Raw genomic sequence first — 18,677 nt, 5'->3', positions numbered from 1 at the left:
CGAACAGATTGGTCAACGATGACGATCCATCGCGAACTTCTCATCGGCGGGCGGGAAGTGGCTGCTCAGACCGGGCGGACCACCGACGACACCACTCCTCTCACAGGCGGGGTCTACGCCACGGTCGCCGCCGCCGGGCCGGCCGACGTCACCCTGGCGGTGGACGCGGCCGCCGCGGCGTTCCCGGCGTGGGCGGCGCTGCCGCCGGCCCGCAGGCGACAGGTCCTGTCGGCGGCGGCCGACCTGCGGGAGGCGCGGGCGGTCGAGGCGGCGGCGGTCATGACCGCCGAGACGGGCGCCGTGACGGGCTGGGGGCGCTTCAACGTCGGGCTGGCCGCGGACGTGTTCCGGGAGGCCGCCGCGTCCGCCACCCTGCCGGTCGGCGAGGTGCTGAGCACGGGGGTCGGCGGCAGGCTGTCGCTCGCGGTCCGCGAGCCGGTCGGCGTGGTGGCGGCCTTCGCGCCGTGGAACGCGCCGCTCATCCTGGGCGCGCGGGCGATCGCGACACCGCTGGTCGTCGGCAACACGGCGGTGCTCAAGCCCAGCGAGGACGCGCCGATCGCGAGCGGCCTGTTCCTGGCCGACGTGCTGCGCGAGGCGGGTTTGCCGGAGGGCGTGCTCAACGTGGTCACCAACGACCGGGCGGACGCCGCGCCGGTCGCCGAGGCGCTCATCGCCGACCCGCGGGTCCGGGTGGTGAACTTCACCGGCTCGACCGCCGTGGGGCGGGTCGTCGGCGAACTGGCCGCGCGGCACCTCAAGCCCGCCGTGCTGGAACTGGGCGGCAAGAACGCCGTGCTGGTGCTCGCCGACGCCGACGTGGCGCACGCGGTGAACGCGGTCGTGTTCGGCGCCTTCGCCAACTCCGGCCAGATCTGCATGTCCGCGGACAGGGTCCTGGTGGACCGCTCGATCGCCGAGCAGTTCACCGAGCGGCTGGCCGAGAAGGTCGCCTCCCTGCCGCACGGCGACCCGACCGACCTGGGGACGGTGATCGGCCCGGTGGTCGACGCGCGGGCCGCGCGCCGGGTGGCCGACCTGGTGGCGGAGGCGGTCGCGGCGGGTGCGCGGGTGCGCGCGGGCGGCGGCGAACCGGAGGGCGCGCACCACCCGGCCACCGTGCTGGACCGCGTCACCCCGGCCATGCGCCTGCACCACGAGGAGGTCTTCGGCCCGGTCGTCGCGGTGACGGAGGTGGCGGACGAGGACGAGGCCGTGGCCCTCGCCAACGACACCCCGTACGGCCTGACCGCCGGGGTGCTGACCGAGGACGCCAGGCGGGGTCTCGCCATCGCGCGGCGGCTGCGGACCGGCATCGTGCACGTGGGCGGGCAGACCGTGGACGACGAGCCGCAGGCGCCCTTCGGCGGCGTCGGCGCCAGCGGCTACGGCCGGTTCGGCGGGCGGTGGGGCGTGGAGGCGTTCACCGCCACGCGCTGGCTGACGGTCGAGGGCGGCCACGGGGCTTACCCGTTCTAGCGGTTCCCGGGCCTCGTTCCAGCGGCTCCCGGCGCGGCGCTCCAGCGCGGCTCCCCGGCATACGTCCGGGGACCGCGCCGGGACGGGGCGGCCCGATCCCCACCCAGCGCCGCCCAGCGCCACCCAGCGCCACCCAGCGCCGCCCAGCGCCACCCAGCGCCACCCAGCGCCGCCCAGCGCCACCCAGCGCCACCCAGCGCCGCCCAGCGCCGCCCAGCGCCGAATCCACCCTCTCGACCTCACCCCACCTCTGGTTGACTGGCCTGGATTGAACTAAGTAAAATCGCCTTGAACTAAGTGAAATCACCGAGGGGGCCGCGGTGGGCGGGTGGACGGACTTCGAGTTGCTGACCGGCGCGGAACCCAGCCCGGACGGCACGCTGGTGGCGTACCTGAGCGACCTGGGCGGCCGGCCGCAGCCGTGGTTGGCGCCGTTGGCCGGTGGTCCGGCGCGGCGGCTCGACGTGCCCGGGTCGGTCGGCCGGTGCGCGTGGCGGCCGGACGGTTCGCGGCTGCTCGTGCTCACCGACCTCGACGGCCGCGAGGACCACCGGCTCGCCGAGGTGGACCCGGTGACCGGCGCGGTCACGTGGCTCGCCGCCGAGGAGGGCGTGCGGTGCGAGATCGGCACGCCGTACGGCTCCACCGGGCAGCCGTACAGCCCGGACGGCGCGCTGCTCGCCTACGCCTCCAACGCCCGCGACCGCACCGCGTTCGACGTGCTGGTGCGCGACCTGCGGACCGGCGCCGAGCGGATCGTGCTGCGCGGCGACGACCGCTACCTGCCGATGGCCTTCTCCCCCGACTCGCGGCTGCTGCTGGTCCTGCGCCTGCACCAGCAGACCGAGCAGGACCTGTTCGTGGTCGACCTGGCCGACGACCGGGTGCGGCGGCTGACCCGCTTCGACGGGCCGACCAAGTGCCACCCGGTGGCGTGGCTGCCCGACTCGTCCGGCGTCTACGCGTGCACGACGGCGGGCCGGGACTTCCTGGGGCTCGCGGTGCTGGCGCCGGGCGGCGAGCCGACCTGGCTCGACACCCCGGAGCACGACGTCGAGGGCGCGGCGCTGTCCCCGGACGGGACGCGCCTGGCCTGGGCCGTCAACGAGGACGGGTGGACCCGCCTGCGGTGGGCCGAGGTCGGTGGCGGTCCGGGCGAACCGCGTGAACCCCGGCACGTCACGTGCCTGCCGCCCGGGTCGGCGGTGGAGGAGTTCGGGTTCGGCGGGTACGCCCTGCGGTTCACCGCCTCAGGCGACCTGCTGGTGCAGCTGGGCCGGCCGGACGCGGCCGCGGACCTGTTCCTCGTCGACCTGCCGCGCGGGCGGGCCCGGCGGCTCACCGACTGCGGCGCGCGGCTGCCCGGCCCGGGGGTCGTGCCGACCGTCGTGCGCGCCGGGAGCGCGGACGGCCTGCGCGTGCCGTGCCTGCTGTACCGGCCGCCGGGGGCGAGCGCCGGATCGCCCGCGCCGGTGGTGGTGACCATCCACGGCGGACCGGAGGTCCAGGCGCGGCCCGTGTTCGACCCGCTGGTGCAGGAGCTGCTGTCCCGGGGCATCGGCGTGCTGGCGCCGAACGCCCGCGGCTCGTCCGGGTACGGGATGCGCCACCAGCGGCTGGTCTACCGCGACTGGGGCGGCGGCGACCTGGCCGACTGGGAGGCCGCGATCGGGCTGCTGGACGGGGTGGAGTGGGCGGACGCGGCCCGGCTCGGCGTGCACGGCGCCTCCTACGGCGGGTTCGCGGCGCTGACCTGCCTGACCCGGCTGCCGCACCGGTGGCGGGCCGGGGTGGCCGAGTGCGGGGCGTTCGACCTGGTCTCCGACGTCCGGTCGTTCCCGCCGACCTGGCGCGCGCGGGCGGTCGACTGGGTCGGCGACCCCGACGACCCGGCGGACGCGGCCCGGCTCGCCGCGCGCAGCCCGATCACCCACGCCCACCGGTTGACCGCGCCCGTGCTGGTCCTGCACGGTGAGAACGACACGCGGGTCGATCCCGGGCAGTCCGCGCGGCTCCACCGGAGGCTGCGCGAGCTGGGCAAACCGGTGGAGCTGGTGCTGCACCCCGGCGTGGGGCACGACCTCGACCGGGCCGGACTGGAGCGGACCGTGGACCTGATCGCCACCTGGTTCGAGCAGCGGGTGTGAGCCGGCCTCGCAACACCGGCCTCACGGCACCGGCTCATGGCACCGGCCTCACAGCAGGGTCAGCGCCAGGTACAGGGCCACCAGCAGACCGCAGGACAGGACGTGCGCGACGGGGTTCTGCGCCAGCAGGGCCACGAACTCCCGCAGGAACGCGCTGGGCAGGAAGTACCACGCCGTGCGCGCGCCGATGATCTGCATCCGCAGCCGCAGCCCCCGGGCCACCACGGCGGCGCGGAAGACGTGGAAGTTGTTCGTCACCGCGACCGCCCGGCCCGTCCGGCCGCGCTCGGCGAGCAGCTCCGCGCTGTAGGCCAGGTTCTCCTGCGTGGTGGTGGCCCGGTCCTCCAGCACGATCGACTCGGCCGGCACGCCTCGGCGCTCCAGGTACTCGGCCATGGCCACGGCCTCCGGCACGGCCTCGTCCGGCCCCTGGCCGCCGGAGACCACGACCAGCGGCGCGCGCCCGGCGTCGACCTCGCGCCGGTACAGCCGCAGCGCGCGGTCGAGCCTGCTCGCCAGCAGCGGCGGGACGCGGTCGCCGATCAGGCCGGCCCCGAGCACCACCACCGCGTCGAACCCGCTGCGGCGGCCGACGCTGCCGTAGACGACCGAGTAGAGCAGGAGGCTGACGAACAGGAACGCGACGTAGGCCGCCACCACCAGCAGCGCCCCGATCACGGCGTCGACCACCGGCCCGGTGCGCGCCGTGGCGAACGCGAAGGCGAAGACCACGCCGAGGATCGCCAGCCCGGCCAGCAGCGACAGCAGGTTGGCGGGCTTCAACCCCTCGCGCTTGAGCATCACCACGCCGTTGGCGAGCAGCGCGACCGGCAGCACGAGCCCCAACCCGACGGCGGCGGCCACGAACGCGTACCCGACCGCGACCGCCGCCCACCCCTCGGCCTCGGTGGCGCGGAAGACCAGCCACAGCAGCAGGAGCACGAGGGTCACGCCGAGCCACACGGCGTTGGCGATCCGCCGCCGGTCCCGGACCATGCCGACGACGAAGAACAGCGCGGGGACGACGGCCGCGATCCCGAAGATCATGGGTGCGAATCTAGGCGGCGGGCGCCGCGCCGGACGAGCCGCCACCCCTCGCCCGCCGCACGGTGTTCACCGCGGCCAGCAGCAGGCCCAGGCCGACCAGGGCCAAGCCGCGCAGCCACACCGCGCCGTCGATGCGGGTGAACAGCAGCAGGCACGAGGCGATGCCCAGCACGGGCACGACCGCGGGCACCCGGAAGTGGTCCGGTTCGCCGTCGTCGCGGCGGCGGCGCAGCACCAGCACGGCCGCGTTGACCGCGGTGAACACGATGAGCAGCAGCAGGACCAGCGTCTCGGCGAGCGCGGCGACCTCGCCGGTCAGCGCGAGCACCAGGGACAGCGCCGAGGTGGCGGTGATGGCGACCCACGGCGTGCGCCTGGTCGGCAGCACGCGGGTCAGCGGCGCGGGCAGCAGGCCGTCCCGGGCCATGCCGTAGGCCAGCCGGGAGGACATGATGCCGGTGAGCAGCGCGCCGTTGGCGACCGCGACCAGCGCGATGACGCTGAACAGCTCCTCGGGCACGCCGCCCGCCACCCGCACCACCTCCAGCAGCGGGCCGGTGGAGGAGGCCAGCTGGTCGGTGGGCACGGACGCGCTGGTCACCAGCCCCAGCAGCAGGTAGACCGCGCCGGCGGTGAGCAGCGCGCCGAACAGGGCGACCGGGTAGGACCGGCGCGGGTCCCGGACCTCCTCGGCCAGGTTCACCGAGGTCTCGAACCCGACGAACGAGTAGTAGGCCAGCACCGCGCCCGCCAGGGTCGCCGCGACGACGCCCTGCTCGCCGGTCCCGACCTCGGTGAGCCGCCCGAGGTCGGCGTCGCCCCGCAGCACCACCCACGTGCCCAGGCCGATGACCAGCGCCAAGCCGCCGACCTCGACGAGCGTGGCGGCCACGTTGGCGCCCAGGGACTCCTTGATACCCCGGATGTTGAGCAGCGCCAGGGCCACGAGGAACACCACGACGACCGCGGCCGCCGGCAACGACACCAGGGCCCGCAGGTAGTCGCCCGCGAACGCCCGCGCCAGCGCGCCGACCGACACGATGCCCGCGGCCAGCATGCAGACCCCGACCAGCGAGCCGGCCGCCGGGCCGAACGCCCTGGTCGCGTAGTGGGACGCGCCGCCCGCGCGCGGGTACCTGGTGGCCAGCTCGGCGTAGGAGGCGGCGGTCAGGGAGGCCAGGGCCAGCGCGGTGAGCAGGGGCAGCCACACCGCTCCCCCGGACTCGCCGGCGATCGAGCCGATCAGCACGTAGACACCCGCGCCGAGGGTGTCGCCGAGGATGAAGAAGTACAGCAAGGGGGTGCTGACGGCCCGTCTGAGGGTGGTCTCCATGCCCGTCCCGGTACCCGGTGGGGATCCCCTCGAAGCACGGGTTTGGCACTGCCGCGGCGCGGGTACACCGGCCCTGCGTCTTGAGCACACAGGGCGCTTGAGGCGGTGCTTGCAGATGGACGCGACGGGGTTGCCGGACGACGACCTCGACCCGACGCCGCCCGGGGCACCGCTGCCGTCCGGGGCACCGCCGCCGGTGGACGTCGGCCGCTGGGTCCGCGAGACCGCCGGCGACCTCCCCGACGAGCCCGCCCGGAACTTCGCGCTGATCGCGCGGGAGCTGATCGCCAACGCGCGCCGGCACGCCGAGGTGCCCCACCTCGTCCGGCTGCGGCGCGAGGGCCGCGCGTTGCGGGTGGAGGTGCAGGACCACAGCCCGAGCCGGCTGCCGGTCCTGGGCAGACCGGGCGCGGCGACGCCGGTCTCCGGCCTGCTGCTGGTCAACCGCTTGGCGTCGCACTGGGGCTTCCACTGCCACGAGCGGTACAAGGTCGTCTGGGCCGAGGTCTGGGCCACCTGACCCGGCCGAAGGCGGGCTCGAACTCGAGCCCGGCCGGAGCCGGGCTCGTGCGCCCTGCCCGGGTGACCCCGCCCGGGTGACCCCGCCCGGGTGACCCCTCGATCGACCCCGGCTCAGGTGGTCGTCGGGCGCGGCGCGGGCGCGGGGCTGTCCGCGCGCGGTGCGGGCGCGCCGCCCAGCGCCTGCACGGCCTGGTCGGCCAGGTGCGCCGACACCAGCACCTCGTAGCTGTCGGCCCGCATGGCCGCGATCGACGAGAAGTCCCGCCTGCCGCCGGTCATCGAGTGCCCGACCGCGCCGAGCACCGCGCCCAGCGCGGCGCCGAACAGCAGGCCGTAGAACGCGAGCAGCAGGCCGGAGATCACCGGGTTGATCCAGTTGAACAGGCCGAAGAGCCAGCCGAACAGGGCGCCGAGCACCGCGCCGGACAGCGCCGACTGCCCCGCGGCCCGCAGGGTCGTCAGCCGCCCGGTGACCTGCTCGACGCTGTTGAGGCCGCGGCCCACGATCGCGGTGTGCTCGACCGGGAACCCGGCGTCGGACAGGCGGTCGACCACCCGCTCCGCGTCCGCGTAGTCGCGGTAGCTGCCGAGCACCACCCGCTGCTCACGGGCGTCCCCCGCCTGGTCGTGCGGTCGGGACATGGGAACCCACCTACCTCCGTGTCGTCGTTCCCGGGGTGAGTTCCCACTTCCCGACCGCTCAAGCGTCTCCTTCCGGGCGATTACTCCAACACGAACGTGGCATCCGCGCGGCCGACGGCGTCACTGACCGCGTCCACGCTGAGGGTGGTGCCGTTGTGCCTGACGTACCGGCCGGGGAGGTTCTGCGACTCGAACGACGCGGCCGAGCCGTCGGCCAGCCCGGCGCGGCGGGTGAAGCTGGCGTCGCCCCGGAACAGCGACGAGCCGTCGTTGCGCTCCACGTACAGCTGGTAGTCGCGGTGCCGCAGGTAGTAGCCCGGGTAGTTGGTCGACTCCAGGGACACCGTGCCCGAGCCGGCGAGGCCCGGCACCAGGCGGAACTGCGAGTCGGCCAGCGGCCGCACGTTCGCCTCCACGCGGGCCCTGAAGTCGTAGTGCCGGACGAACCGGTCCGGGTAGTTGTAGGACTTCAACCGCACCGGGGTGGGCCCGTCCGCGACCGGGATGCCGAAGTCGGGCGTGCCGTCGGCGTTCCAGTAGACCTTCTGCACGCGGGTGCGGCGGTTGGGGTCGCGCAGCGGGTCGCCGGAGATGTCGCGGTAGTTGCGGTCGTGGTAGACGAGGACGTCGCTGCGACCGTCCTCGGAGACGGTGAAGGAGTTGTGGCCGGGCCCGTACTGGCCGGTGGCGGCGTTGGACTCGAACACCGGGTTCTGGGACTTCGTCCACGAGGCGGGGTTGAGCAGGTCGGACGAGGCGTTCGCGGTGAGCATCCCGAGGCAGTAGTTGGCGTCGGTGGCGCTGGCCGAGTAGGTCATGAAGACGCGGCCGTCGCGCTGGATGACGGTGGGCCCCTCGGCGACCTTGACCCCGCCGCGCGTCTCCCACGCCAGGGTCGGCACGGTCAGCCGGGCGACGGCGCCGGTGATCTGCCAGGGGTTGGCGCCCATCCGGGCGAGGTAGACGTTGGAGTTGGTGGCGATGCCCGGCTCGGCCTGCGCCCAGGTCAGGTACCGCACGCCGTTGACCACGAAGGTCGACATGTCCAGGGAGAAGGTGTCCCAGGGGACGTTGACCTTCCCCCGCTCGGTCCAGGAGCCGGTCAGCGGGTTGGCGCTGGAGTTCTCCAGCACGTAGGGGCGGATGCGCCACACGTCGTCGGTGCGCCCGGCGGCGAAGTAGACGTACCACCTGCCGTTGACGTGGTGGATCTCCGGCGCCCAGATGTGGGCGCCCATCTCGCCGCTGGTGTGCCGCCGCCAGATCACCGACTCCGGCGCGCTCGCCAGGCCCTGGATGGTGGTGGCCCGCCGCAGCACGATCCGGTCGTACTCCGGCGCGGTGGCGGTGAAGTAGTAGTAGCCGTCGGTGTGCTTGAAGATGTGCGGGTCGGCCCGCTGGTTGGCGATCGGGTTCGCGTACTGCACGGCGGGCGTGGCGTGGGCGGGCGCCACCACCAGGCCCGCGAACGCGGTCAGGAACGCGATCACGAGCAGGATCGGGCGTCGGTGTGCTGCGGTTCTCATGGTCGTCGCTCCGTTCGGCCGAGGGGTGCGGCGGGCGTCGCCGCGCACGGGGGTCACCAGGTGGGCGCGCACGTCAGTGGCCGACCTGGAAGGTGGCGTCGGCGCGGTCGGTCGCGGTGGAGATCGGGTCGATGCGCAGCAGGTGGTCGGCGTGGCGGAGGTGGCGGTCCGGGAAGTTGTGCGAGCGGAACGACGTCCACGCCCCGTCGGCCAGGCCGGGCACGCGGTGGAAGGTGGCGTCGGCGGCGAACGTCGGGCTGCCGTCGTCGGCGGCCAGGCCCACCACGTACCCGGAGTGCCGCAGGTAGCGGTCCGGGTGGTTGACCGAGCGGAACGAGACCCCGGACGACGCGGCCAGGCCGGGCACGAGCTGCCACATCGAGTCCTGGTACGGGTCGAACGGGTAGGGGTCGATGCGGCCGGCGTTGCCGGCGTGCCGGATCAGGTGGTCGGGGTGGTTGTAGGACTTGATCCGGTGCCACGTCGGCGCGCCCCAGCGGGACAGCAGCGCGCTGTGCTCGGCGGCGGTGATGCCGCAGATGGTGGGGTGCTTGGCGTTGAGCGGCTGGGTGTACCGGTCCTTGGTCAGGGGCGTCCAGGAGTTGCTGTTGACGTCGCCGCTGCGCCACGCGTACAGCTCGCCGTTGACCGGGGAGAACGAGTCGCCCCACAGGAACCACTCGTTCCGGTTGTGCGCCTTGACCACGACGGGGGCCTCGATGCCGCCGTTGACCACGCCGCTGGTGTAGGTGCCGCGGTCGAAGCTGCGGGGGTTGAGGGTGGTGGAGCGCGCGCCGTAGAGGCGGCCGTCGGCGAAGCTCTTGTAGTACAGGTAGTTCATCCCGTTGCCGACGTGCACGGTGGCGTCCAGGACGTTGAACCCGGGGTCGAAGAACAGCTGCGGCGCGGAGACGGTGGCGAAGTCGGTGGTGTAGTTGACGTAGAACGCGTCGCGGCCGCCGCTGTTGGCCGAGTAGAGGATGCCGTACCGGCCGCGCGCGGCGTCCCAGAACGCCTCGGGCGCCCACGTGTGGGTCGGCATCGAGTGCATCCTCAGCCTGCGGTAGTTGGTGAACGACCGCAGGTCGGCCGAGTCCCAGGCGTGGATGTACTGGTTCTGCCGGGTGAAGTCGGTGCCGTTGAGGTCGGTGGCCAGCACCACGAACCCGCCGGTCTGCTTGCGCAGGATGAACGGGTCGCGCAGGCCGCGCGTGCCCGCGGTCGGCGTGGCCACCGGGTTGCCCTGGTTCAGCGGGGTCCACTGGAGGCCGTCCGGGCTGACGGCCAGGTGCAGGGCGTAGCGGTTGGCCAGCCGGTCGGGCGACTCGGTGAAGTAGCCCATCACGTAGGCGGAGTCACCGGGCGCCGCGGCGGCGGTGCGGCCCGCGGCGGCCAGGGCGGCGGCGGACAACCCGCCGGCCAGGAACGTGCGTCGGTGCGGCATGGGTGCTCCTGAGGGCAGGGGAGGGTGGTGGCCGGCGGTGGGAGAGGGACCGCCGGCCACCGGAGGGGCGCTCGGTCAGGCCGCGGGCTCGCCGGAGGGGGCGGCGAGCGTGGCGCCGAGCCGTACCGGGGCGCCGAAGTTCGGCGTGCCGTCGGCGTTCCAGGTGAACTTCTGCGCGCGGGTGGAGCGGTTCATGTCGCAACCGCCGGACGCCGAGTCGTTGGCGTGGTAGACGATCCAGTCCTCGGTGCCGTCGGGCGACTTGAAGAACCCGTTGTGGCCGGGGGCGAACACGCCGTTGGCGTCGCTGCGCTGGAACACCGGGTTGGGCGACTTGGTCCAGTGCGAGCGGTTGAGCGGGTCGGAGCCGGTGAGGGTGAGCAGGCCCAGCTTGTAGTCGGGGCCCCAGCAGGCGCTGGCGGAGTAGACGATCATCGTGCGGCCGTTGCGGTACAGCGGCTCGGCGCCCTCGTTGACCGGGTGCGTCTGGCGCTCCCAGGCCAGCGTGGGCTGGGAGATCGTGCGGCGCGACCCGCTGATCGTCCACGGGTTGGACAGCGGGGTGATGGTCAGCGACTGGGTGCCGTCCATCGCGCTGCCCATCAGGTACAGCCTGCCGTTGTGCTGGAGGATGCTGGGGTCCAGCTCCCAGGTGTTGCCCAGGTCGGCCTTGAAGCTGTACGGGCCCATCGGGTCCGTGCCGGCCGACTCCAGCACGTGCAGCCGCTGGGTCGGGTTGAAGTCCTGCACGTTCTGCCCGGCCACGTAGTACAGGTACCAGCGGCCGTTGAGCAGGTGGAACTCCGGCGCCCACATGTTGCAGCACCCGTTCGGGCGACCCGACAGGTTGAAGACCACCTGGTCCGGCGCGCTCGACAGCCCGCCCAGGGTGCGCGAGCGGCGCATGGTGATGGTGGAGTTCCACGTCGTGGTGGCCAGGTAGTAGTACCCGTCGTGGTACTGGAGCCACGGGTCCGGGCCGTTGCGCTTGATCGGGTTGGCGAAGGTGCCGGAGCCGCCGGCGCCGAGCTTGACGAGCTGCCACTGCTGGTTCGCGCCGCCGGTGTCGGGCCACTGGATCACGTCGGCGCCGTCGGCGGTGGAGAAGTCCAGCACGTCCACCGCCTTGCCGCCGGCCCGGTTGACCAGCCGCACGTGGCCGCCGTCGGAGTCGGCCAACCGGAACTGCTGCCCGGTGCGGTTGGCGTCGGTGTTCTGCACCAGGCCGGCGCGGTCGGCGGTGGAGGTGAACTCCAGGACCTTGCCGCTGTGCCGGGACTTGACGCGGTAGTAGCCGCCGCCGGAGTCGACGAACTGCCACTGCTGCCAGGCGCCGTCGTTGCGGGACCACTGCGTGATCCGCGCCCCGTCGTTCGTGGCGAGGTTGTAGACGTCCAGGGCCTTGCCGCTGTTGCGGTTGACCAGGACGTAGGAGGCGCTGGTGTCCACGGTGGCCGCGGTCGCCGGCGGGGTGGCCGCCACGCCACCGCCGAGCAGGACCGCCGTCGTGGCGAGGACGAGGGTGGTTCTCATCGGTTCACTCCCTGCGACGCTGCACGGAAGAGGTCTGAGGTACCGGCGGGGCCTGTTAACGCTAACAGCGAGGTGTCGTTCACCTCAACACCGAATTTCGGCCTGGTTTCGGCGCCTTATGACAACCTTGTCAGCCACGGGCCACGACCGTGTTAACAGTTGTTAGCGATAACAGATGAGGCTCAGCCGCCCAGTGCGCCGAGCGCGTCCCGGCACAGCTGGAGCTCCTCGCGCGGCCGCACGACCAGCACCGGGACCCGCGCCCCGGTCGGGCTGACCACCCCGTCACCGTCCGATGTGGACGACAGCTCGCCGGGCACGCCCAGCAGCGACAGCCCCGCCACCACGTCCGCCCGCACCTCCGGCTGGTCCCAGCCGATCTCGCCGGTGAACACCAGCGCGTCGAGCCGGTCCAGCGAGGTCGCCGCGGCGGCCAGCTCGCGCCGCACCCGGTGGGCGAACACGCGCAGCGCCAGCGCCGCCGCCGGGTCGTCGCCCGCCGCCGCGACCAGGTCCCGGGTGTCGCCGGACCGCCCGCCGGACAGCCCCAGCAGGCCGGACTCGTGGTTGAGGCCGTGGTCGAGGGCGTCCAGGTCGAGGCCGTGGCGCAGCAGCCACAGCAGCATCCCGGGGTCGACGCTGCCCGAGCGCTTGGACATGGGCACGCCCTCCAGCGGCGTGAAGCCCATCGAGGTGTCCACGCTGCGCCCGTCCCGCACCGCGCACACCGAGCAGCCGCCGCCCAGGTGCGCCAGCAGCGCGCTCACCCCGCCGGCGGGCCGGTCGAGGATCTCCGCCGTCCGGTCCAGCGCCCACCGGTAGGACAAGCCGTGGAAGCCGTAGCGGCGCAGGCCGTGGCGCTCCCGCCACTCGGCGGGCAGCGGGTAGGTGGCGGCGACCTCGGGCAGGTCGGCGTGGAAAGCGGTGTCCGGGCACAGCACGTGCGGCGGGTCGGGCAGCCGTTCGCGCAGCACCTCCAGCAGCCGCAGCGCGGGCGGCACGTGCAGCGGCGCCAGGTCCTCGGCGCGGCGGGCGGCGGCCAGGGCCGCGTCGTCGACGGGCGTGGCGGCGCGCAGGTCCGGGCCGCCGTGCACGAGCCGGTGCGCGACCGCGACGAGGTCGCCGTCGAGGCGGTCCAGCAGGTCGTCCAGGGCGCGGCGGGCCTCGTCGGAGTCCGGTGCGCCGTCCACGTCGACGGAGTCCAGGACCTCTTCGGAGCCGGTGTCGACCAGGTGGGCCTTGAGGCTGTTGGAACCGGCGTTGACGGTCAGGACGGCGTTCACGCGCCCCACCGCCACCCGGTGACGGCCTCGGGGTCCACGCCGTCGCGGTGGGCGGCGGCCCGCAGGTCGTCCCGCTCCGCCAGCACGGCGGTGTCGTCGCGGCCGGTGCGGCGCAGCGCGTCGGCGGCCAGGTCGTGCCGGCTCATGCGGTTGCTCACGAGCAGGTCGTAGGGCGTGGTCGTGGTGCCCTCCTCCAGGTAGCCGTGGACGTGGAACCGCTCGGTGCCGGGCCGGCCGTGCAGCGTCTCGTGCACCGCCGAGGGGTAGCCGTGGAAGCCGAACACGACCGGGACGCCCTCGGGGAAGCAGGCGGCGAAGTCCTCGTCGGCCAGGCCGTGCGGGTGCCGGTCGGCGGGCGCCAGCGACAGCAGGTCCACGACGTTGACCACGCGCACGGCCAGGTCGGGCGCGCGGTCGCGCAGGATCGAGGCCGCCGCCAGCACCTCGACGGTGGGGATGCCGCCCGCGCACGCCAGCACCACGTCCGGGTCGCCGCCGGTCGAAGCCCACTCCCACACGCCCGCGCCCGCCGCGCAGTGCCGCTCGGCGGCCTGGAGGTCCAGCCACTGCGCGCCCGCGTTCTTGCCCGCGACCACCAGGTTGATCCGGTCGGTGGAGGCCAGGCAGTCCCGCAGCGTGACCAGCAGGGTGTTGGCGTCCGGCGGCAGGTAGACCCGCGCGGTACCGGGTTTCTTGGTGAGCAGGTTGTTGAGGAAGCCGGGGCCCTGGTGGCTGTAGCCGTTGTGCTCCTGCCGCCAGCCCTCGCTGGTGAGCAGGTGGTTCAGGCTCGCCACCGGCTCCCGCCACGGCACCTCGCCCGCCACCTTGAGGAACTTGGCGTACTGGTTGACCATGCTGTCCACGATCGAGGCGAACGCCTCGTAGCACGGGAACAGGCCGTGCCGCCCGGTCAGCAGGTAGCCCTGGAGCCAGCCCTGGCACAGGTGCTCCGACAGCACCTCCAGCACCCGGCCGCCCGGCGCGACGTGCTCGGCGGTGTCGGGCAGCGGCCAGGTGAACGCCCGGTCGGTCGCCTCCAGCAGCGCGCCGAGCTTGTTGGACTCCAGCTCGTCGGGGCAGACCACGCGGAAGTCGCGGCGGTCCTCGGTGGCCCGCACCAGCTCGGCCAGCCACTCCCCCGCCGCGCCGGTCGGGCTCGCGCTCCCGGAGCCCGGCTCGGGCACGTCCACCGCGAACGGCGCGAGGTCGGGCAGCGGCAGGTCCCGGCGCAACCGGCCGCCGTTCGCCTCGGGCACCCGCCCCAGTCGCAGCTGTTCCGGCGGCAGCTCGGCGAGCAGGTCGTCGTGCGGGCGGCCGTCGGCGTCGAACAGCTCCTCGGGCCGGTAGGACCGCAGCCACCGCTCCAGCAGCGCGAACTCGGCGTCGTCGTCGTGCACCCCGCCCAGCGGCACCTGGTGGGCGCGGAATGTCCCCTCCAGCGGCTCGCCCCCGGCGTCGTGCGCGGGCACGCCCCAGCCCTTCGGGGAGCGCAGCAGCAGCATCGGCCACACCGCCCGCTCACCCGGCTCCCACCGCTCGCGCACCGCGGCGATCTCGGCGTGCGCCAGGTCCAGCGTCTCGGCCAGCAACCCGTCCGGGTCGTCCGTGCGCGTCACGTCCACCACGTACGGCGACCAGCCCGCACCGCTGAAGTACGACACCAGCTCCTCGTCGGACATGCAGCCGTAGACGGTGGGCGAGGAGATCTTGTAGCCGTTGAGGTGCAGCACCGGCAGCACCGCGCCGTCGGTGCGCGGGTGGAGGAACTTGTTCGCGTGCCACGAGCCGGCCGTGGGACCGGTCTCGGCCTCGCCGTCGCCGACCAGGCACGCCACCAGCAGGTCGGGTTTGTCGAAGGCCGCGCCGAACGCGGTGGCCAGCGCGTAGCCCAGCTCGCCGCCCTCGTGGACCACGCCGGGCACCTCCGGCGAGAGGTGGCTGGGGAAGCCGCCCGGCCAGGAGAACCGGCGCACCAGCTCGGCCAGGCCCGCGCCGTCCCGGCCCAGCGCCGGGTCCAGCTCCGCGTGCGTGCCCTCCAGCCACAGGTTCGCGTGCACGGCGGGCGCGCCGTGGCCGGGGCCGGTGACCAGCAGCGCCCGCTGCCCGGTGCGCCGCACCAGGCCGTTGAGGCCGCTGTAGAGCAGCGTGATGCCGGGGCAGGTGCCCCAGTGGCCGAGCAGCCGCGGCTTGAGGTGCTCGCGGCGCAGCGGTTCGCGCAGCAGCACGTTGTCCTTGAGGTAGATCATCGCCGCCGCGGCGTAGTCACACGCCCGCCGGTAGCGCTGGACGGCCTCGGTGCCGCGGGTCTGCGTGGTCGTCATGCCCTGGGGACTACCCGCGCGGGCGGCCCGGGAAAAGCCGTTCCGCTCCGGACGCGTTCACCCGGTGGGTGCTTCCGGGCCGGCCGCGGACGGGTTCCGTTTGGATTCCGGTCGGGTTCCCGCGGGTTCCGGTCAGCCGCGGTCGGGGTCGTCGGCCGCCGAGTAGTCGGAGACGCCGATGTTCCCGGTCGGGCTCGCCTCGGGGTGGTCCGAACCGGTGTCGCTGCGCCCGGCCGGGTTGCCGATGTCGTCCAGCGGGCCCGAGGCCCCCTCGTCCAGCGACGCGCGACTCGCCGCGTCGTACTCACGCTCTTCCCTCGGCTCGTAGTCCATGGCCGACGGCTACCCGCCGCGCGCACCGGCAAACGGTGTGGCGCACGACACAGCACCACCGTTCAACGAGGCGCGTCCACCACGGGGTTTCCCGACCGCAACCGACCCAGCGGCAGAAGGGGGCGACGTGCGGGACGACTTCGACCGGTTCGTCACCGATCGCCTAGACCGGCTCTTGCGCTACGCCACGGCGCTGACCTGCGACAAGCACCTGGCGCAGGACATCGTCCAGGAGGTGCTGCTGCGGGCCTCGCGGCGGTGGGACCGGATCGGGGCGATGGACGCGCCCCACCTCTACGTCAAGCGGATGGTCACCAACGACTACCTGTCGTGGCGGCGGCGCCGAGCCGCGAAAGAGGTGTCGACCTCGCACGCGGCGCTGGTCGAGCTGGGCCCGACCGCGGCCGACCCGGCCGTGCGGCACGCCGAGCGCGACGCGATGCGCGCCCTGATCGCGACGCTGCCGCGCAAGCAGCGGGCCGCGATCGTGCTGCGCTACTACGAGGACAGCACGGACGCCGAGATCGCCGCGGTGCTGGGCTGCACGGAGGGCACCGTGCGCAGCCACATCTCCCGCGCGCTGCGGACCCTGCGAATCGACCGGACCAACCAGGCGGAGGTGCTGCGATGACCGACCAGGAAGCCCTCATCCGCGAGGCCGTCGCGGCCACGGCCGACGAAGCCGTGGACCACCGCGCCGTGCTCGCCGGCCTGCGGACCCGGCGACCGCGCCGGCGACCGTTCGCCCTGATCGCGGTGGGCGTGCTGACCGCCGTGGCCGCGCTCGTCGCGGTGGCCGTGCCACTGGTCGTCGACCGGGGCTCACCACCCGCCGCGCAGGTCCCGCCGACCGGCCGGACCGTGCTGCTGGTGGGTTTGGACGAGGTGCCGCGACCGGACGCCGTCGTCGTGGCCAGGATCAGCCCGGACGGCACGGTCAGCACCCTGTCGGTGCCCAGGGACGCCCTGGTCGACCTCCCGGGCGTCGGTCCGGGCAGGGTGGGTGACGCCTACGTCCGCGCCTACCAGGCGGCCGCGGGCCAGGACGCGCACCAGGCGGGCGCGGAGGCGTTGGCGCGGGCGGTCTCGCACCTGACCGGTGTGCCCGTCGACCACCACGCGGCCGTGCGGATGAGCGCCTTCGCCGAGCTGTCGGACGCGTTGGGCGGCGTCGAGGTGTGCCTGCGGGCCCCGGCGGTGGACCCGCTCGCCGGCGTCGACCTGCCCGCCGGGCGGCAGGCGCTGCGGGGCGCGGACGCACTGGCGTTCCTGCGCCAGCGGCAGGGCCTGAACGGTGGCGACGTGGACCGCGCGGTGCGGCACCAGGCGTTCCTGACGAGCGCGCTGTCCCGGGCGGCCGAGCTGACGGGCGACCCGGCCGCGCTGGCCCGCGTGGCGGCACTCGTGCGGCGCGACGTGCTCACCGACCCCGGCTGGGACCCGATGGAGGTCGCCGGCCTGCTCCGCCCGGGCGGCGCGGTGAGGGGCGCGGTCATCCCGGTCCTCGACCCGGCCGAGGTCGGCGGGGGGCCCGACCGGGGCCAGGGGCAGCCGACGGACCCGGGGGCGGTGCGGGCGTTCGCCACGAACCACCTGGCCGACCCCGGCCCGGACAGCACCCCTGCCCCCACCACCGGACCCGACAACTGCGTGAGCTGACCACAGGCGGCGCCACCCCTGCTACCCGGCAACCCCCGGCCGCGCCGTCCTGGCGCGGCCGGGGCCTGGAGCCCGGGGTGCGGGGCTCGGCGCGCGGGCCCTGGCGTGCCGGGGTTCGGGGTTGGGGGTTGGGAGGTGGATGGTTTGGGTTGAGGTGGGAGATTGATTGGCTCGGGGCGTCAGCGGGGTGGCAATTCCGCCCAATCGCCTGCCGCGTTCGCCCTGATCAGCGCCTCGCCGACCCGGGCCGTGCGGATCGAGTGGCCGAGCGGCACCAGCAACCCCTCCCGCCCATGCCTCCCTCCACCCCTCCCTGCCCTTCCCTCCCTCACCGCGTCCGCGAACGCGGCCACCTGCAATTCGTACGCGTCCGCAGCGGGCACGACCTCCTCCCGCACCCCGTCGAGCGTCACGACGGTGATGACACCGTCCTCGTGCGGGGTGGTCCAGGCGTTGCGCACGGAGATCGAGCCGCGCGTGCCCTGTAGCTCGTAGTGGGCGCGCGGACCGTACTCCAGGCTGTAGTCGAGCACCGCCGAGCGACCGTCGCCGAAGTCGAGCACGGCCACCGCCCCCAGGTCGACCGGCTCCCCGTGGAACCGTGCCCAGACCCGGCGGGGTTCCGCGCCGAACGCCCACAACGGCACGTCGAACGCGTAGCAGCCGACGTCCCACGTGGCGCCGCCACCGAGCGCGGGGTCGAACCGGATGTTGCCCTCGACCGGGGTCGGATAAGCGAACGCGGCCCGCACCACCCTCAACTCGCCGATCCCGCCGATCCCGCCGCTCTCGTCCCCTCCTCCCGTCCCGAGGAGCTCGACGACCCGCCGCTGCTGCGGGTGGAAGCGGTACATGTACGCCTCCATCACCACCAGGTCCCCGGCAGCGCGCCCGATGCGCAGGCAGTCCTCTTCGGACAGGGCCATCGGCTTCTCCACCAGCACGTGCTTGCCGGCCTCCAGCGCCCGCAACACCCACGTCACGTGCTCGGAATTGGGCAGCGCGACGTACACGGCGTCCACCTCGGGGTCCCCCAACAACGCGTCGTACCCGTCGTGGACCCGAGCCCCGAACCGCCGCGCCACCTCACCCGCCGCCGCCACCCGCCCCCGCCGACTGGCCACGGCCGCCACCACGTTCCCCGGCACCCGCCCCACCGCCGGCAAAACCCGCCCGGCAATGTGCGAAGTAGCCCCCAACACTCCCCACCGCAACACCACCACACCCAACCTTAACCGCTTAACCTCCCCCGACTCCCACCCCGGCGAGTCGTAGAGCGTTATTCAGAACTGTTGGTGTGGGTTGGCTGGTGGTGGTGGTCTGGGGTGACAGCGCAACAGCCCTGCCTGGATAGGGTCGGTTTCCTCTCACAGAAGCACGACCACCAGGGCAGGGCTGTTGCGCTACC

15 protein-coding genes are annotated in these 18,677 nt (G+C 74.0%); 5 read left to right on the top strand and 10 right to left on the bottom strand.

Going from position 1 to position 18,677, the window contains the following annotated elements:
• The first annotated feature begins 18 nt into the window (after window positions 1-18).
• Both ACFV4N_RS16490 and ACFV4N_RS16485 read left to right on the top strand, forming a co-directional pair.
• The gene (locus ACFV4N_RS16490; RefSeq protein WP_499673376.1) at window positions 19-1,479 is read left to right on the top strand and encodes an aldehyde dehydrogenase family protein; all 1,461 of its coding nucleotides are present in this window, start codon (window positions 19-21) and stop codon (window positions 1,477-1,479) included.
• Window positions 1,480-1,799: 320 nt separating this feature from the next.
• Window positions 1,800-3,626: a S9 family peptidase gene (locus ACFV4N_RS16485; RefSeq protein WP_499673375.1), complete on the top strand. Its 1,827-nt coding sequence runs from the start codon at window positions 1,800-1,802 to the stop codon at window positions 3,624-3,626.
• A 48-nt stretch (window positions 3,627-3,674) separates the two neighbouring features.
• On the opposite strand, the gene ACFV4N_RS16480 is transcribed toward ACFV4N_RS16485, so the two are convergent.
• Entirely contained in the window at window positions 3,675-4,673 is a 999-nt protein-coding gene (locus ACFV4N_RS16480) for a YdcF family protein (protein ID WP_499673374.1), read from the bottom strand.
• Window positions 4,674-4,683: 10 nt separating this feature from the next.
• Window positions 4,684-6,006 carry an APC family permease gene (locus ACFV4N_RS16475; protein WP_499673373.1) on the bottom strand — a complete coding sequence of 441 codons (1,323 nt, stop codon included), beginning with the start codon at window positions 6,004-6,006 and terminating at the stop codon, window positions 4,684-4,686.
• 115 nt (window positions 6,007-6,121) lie between these two features.
• Here ACFV4N_RS16475 and ACFV4N_RS16470 point away from each other — a divergent pair, with 115 nt between their 5' ends.
• Window positions 6,122-6,526, top strand: coding sequence for an ATP-binding protein (locus ACFV4N_RS16470; RefSeq protein WP_499673372.1), 405 nt, complete (start codon window positions 6,122-6,124; stop codon window positions 6,524-6,526).
• A gap of 113 nt (window positions 6,527-6,639) precedes the next feature.
• Here the strand turns inward: ACFV4N_RS16470 and ACFV4N_RS16465 are convergent, their stop codons facing one another.
• From ACFV4N_RS16465 to ACFV4N_RS16435, 7 genes are all read right to left on the bottom strand, one after another.
• Window positions 6,640-7,170 (bottom strand): YflT domain-containing protein, encoded by a 531-nt coding sequence (locus tag ACFV4N_RS16465; RefSeq protein ID WP_499673371.1) that lies wholly within the window; start codon window positions 7,168-7,170, stop codon window positions 6,640-6,642.
• A gap of 80 nt (window positions 7,171-7,250) precedes the next feature.
• Window positions 7,251-8,696, bottom strand: a complete 1,446-nt coding sequence (locus ACFV4N_RS16460; protein ID WP_499673370.1) for a family 43 glycosylhydrolase — start codon at window positions 8,694-8,696, stop codon at window positions 7,251-7,253.
• A 73-nt stretch (window positions 8,697-8,769) separates the two neighbouring features.
• Complete coding sequence (locus tag ACFV4N_RS16455; RefSeq protein WP_499673369.1) at window positions 8,770-10,140, bottom strand: AbfB domain-containing protein; 1,371 nt, start codon at window positions 10,138-10,140, stop codon at window positions 8,770-8,772.
• 75 nt (window positions 10,141-10,215) lie between these two features.
• Window positions 10,216-11,673 carry a family 43 glycosylhydrolase gene (locus ACFV4N_RS16450; protein ID WP_499673368.1) on the bottom strand — a complete coding sequence of 486 codons (1,458 nt, stop codon included), beginning with the start codon at window positions 11,671-11,673 and terminating at the stop codon, window positions 10,216-10,218.
• Between the two features lie 182 nt (window positions 11,674-11,855).
• Window positions 11,856-12,956, bottom strand: a complete 1,101-nt coding sequence (locus ACFV4N_RS16445) for an acetate/propionate family kinase (protein WP_499673367.1) — start codon at window positions 12,954-12,956, stop codon at window positions 11,856-11,858.
• The gene (locus tag ACFV4N_RS16440; RefSeq protein WP_499673366.1) at window positions 12,953-15,277 is read right to left on the bottom strand and encodes a phosphoketolase family protein; all 2,325 of its coding nucleotides are present in this window, start codon (window positions 15,275-15,277) and stop codon (window positions 12,953-12,955) included. Before ACFV4N_RS16440 ends, ACFV4N_RS16445 begins: the two co-directional genes overlap by 4 nt.
• A gap of 132 nt (window positions 15,278-15,409) precedes the next feature.
• Window positions 15,410-15,610, bottom strand: coding sequence for a hypothetical protein (locus ACFV4N_RS16435; protein ID WP_499673365.1), 201 nt, complete (start codon window positions 15,608-15,610; stop codon window positions 15,410-15,412).
• A 127-nt stretch (window positions 15,611-15,737) separates the two neighbouring features.
• On the opposite strand from ACFV4N_RS16435, the gene ACFV4N_RS16430 reads away from it, so the two are divergent.
• A complete protein-coding gene (locus tag ACFV4N_RS16430) occupies window positions 15,738-16,241 on the top strand; it encodes a SigE family RNA polymerase sigma factor (RefSeq protein ID WP_499673364.1) in 504 nt (167 codons plus the stop codon).
• Entirely contained in the window at window positions 16,238-17,269 is a 1,032-nt protein-coding gene (locus ACFV4N_RS16425) for an LCP family protein (RefSeq protein ID WP_499673363.1), read from the top strand. The genes ACFV4N_RS16430 and ACFV4N_RS16425 overlap by 4 nt, the downstream gene beginning before the upstream one ends.
• Before the next feature lie 179 nt (window positions 17,270-17,448).
• Here the strand turns inward: ACFV4N_RS16425 and ACFV4N_RS16420 are convergent, their stop codons facing one another.
• A complete protein-coding gene (locus ACFV4N_RS16420; RefSeq protein WP_499673390.1) occupies window positions 17,449-18,471 on the bottom strand; it encodes a Gfo/Idh/MocA family protein in 1,023 nt (340 codons plus the stop codon).
• Between the last annotated feature and the right edge of the window lie 206 nt (window positions 18,472-18,677).

Source organism: Actinosynnema sp. NPDC059797, from assembly GCF_042732085.1.
GTDB lineage: Bacteria > Actinomycetota > Actinomycetes > Mycobacteriales > Pseudonocardiaceae > Actinosynnema.
Note: the sequence above shows the minus strand (reverse complement) of the source record. Positions and strands in the feature narration are given on the sequence as shown.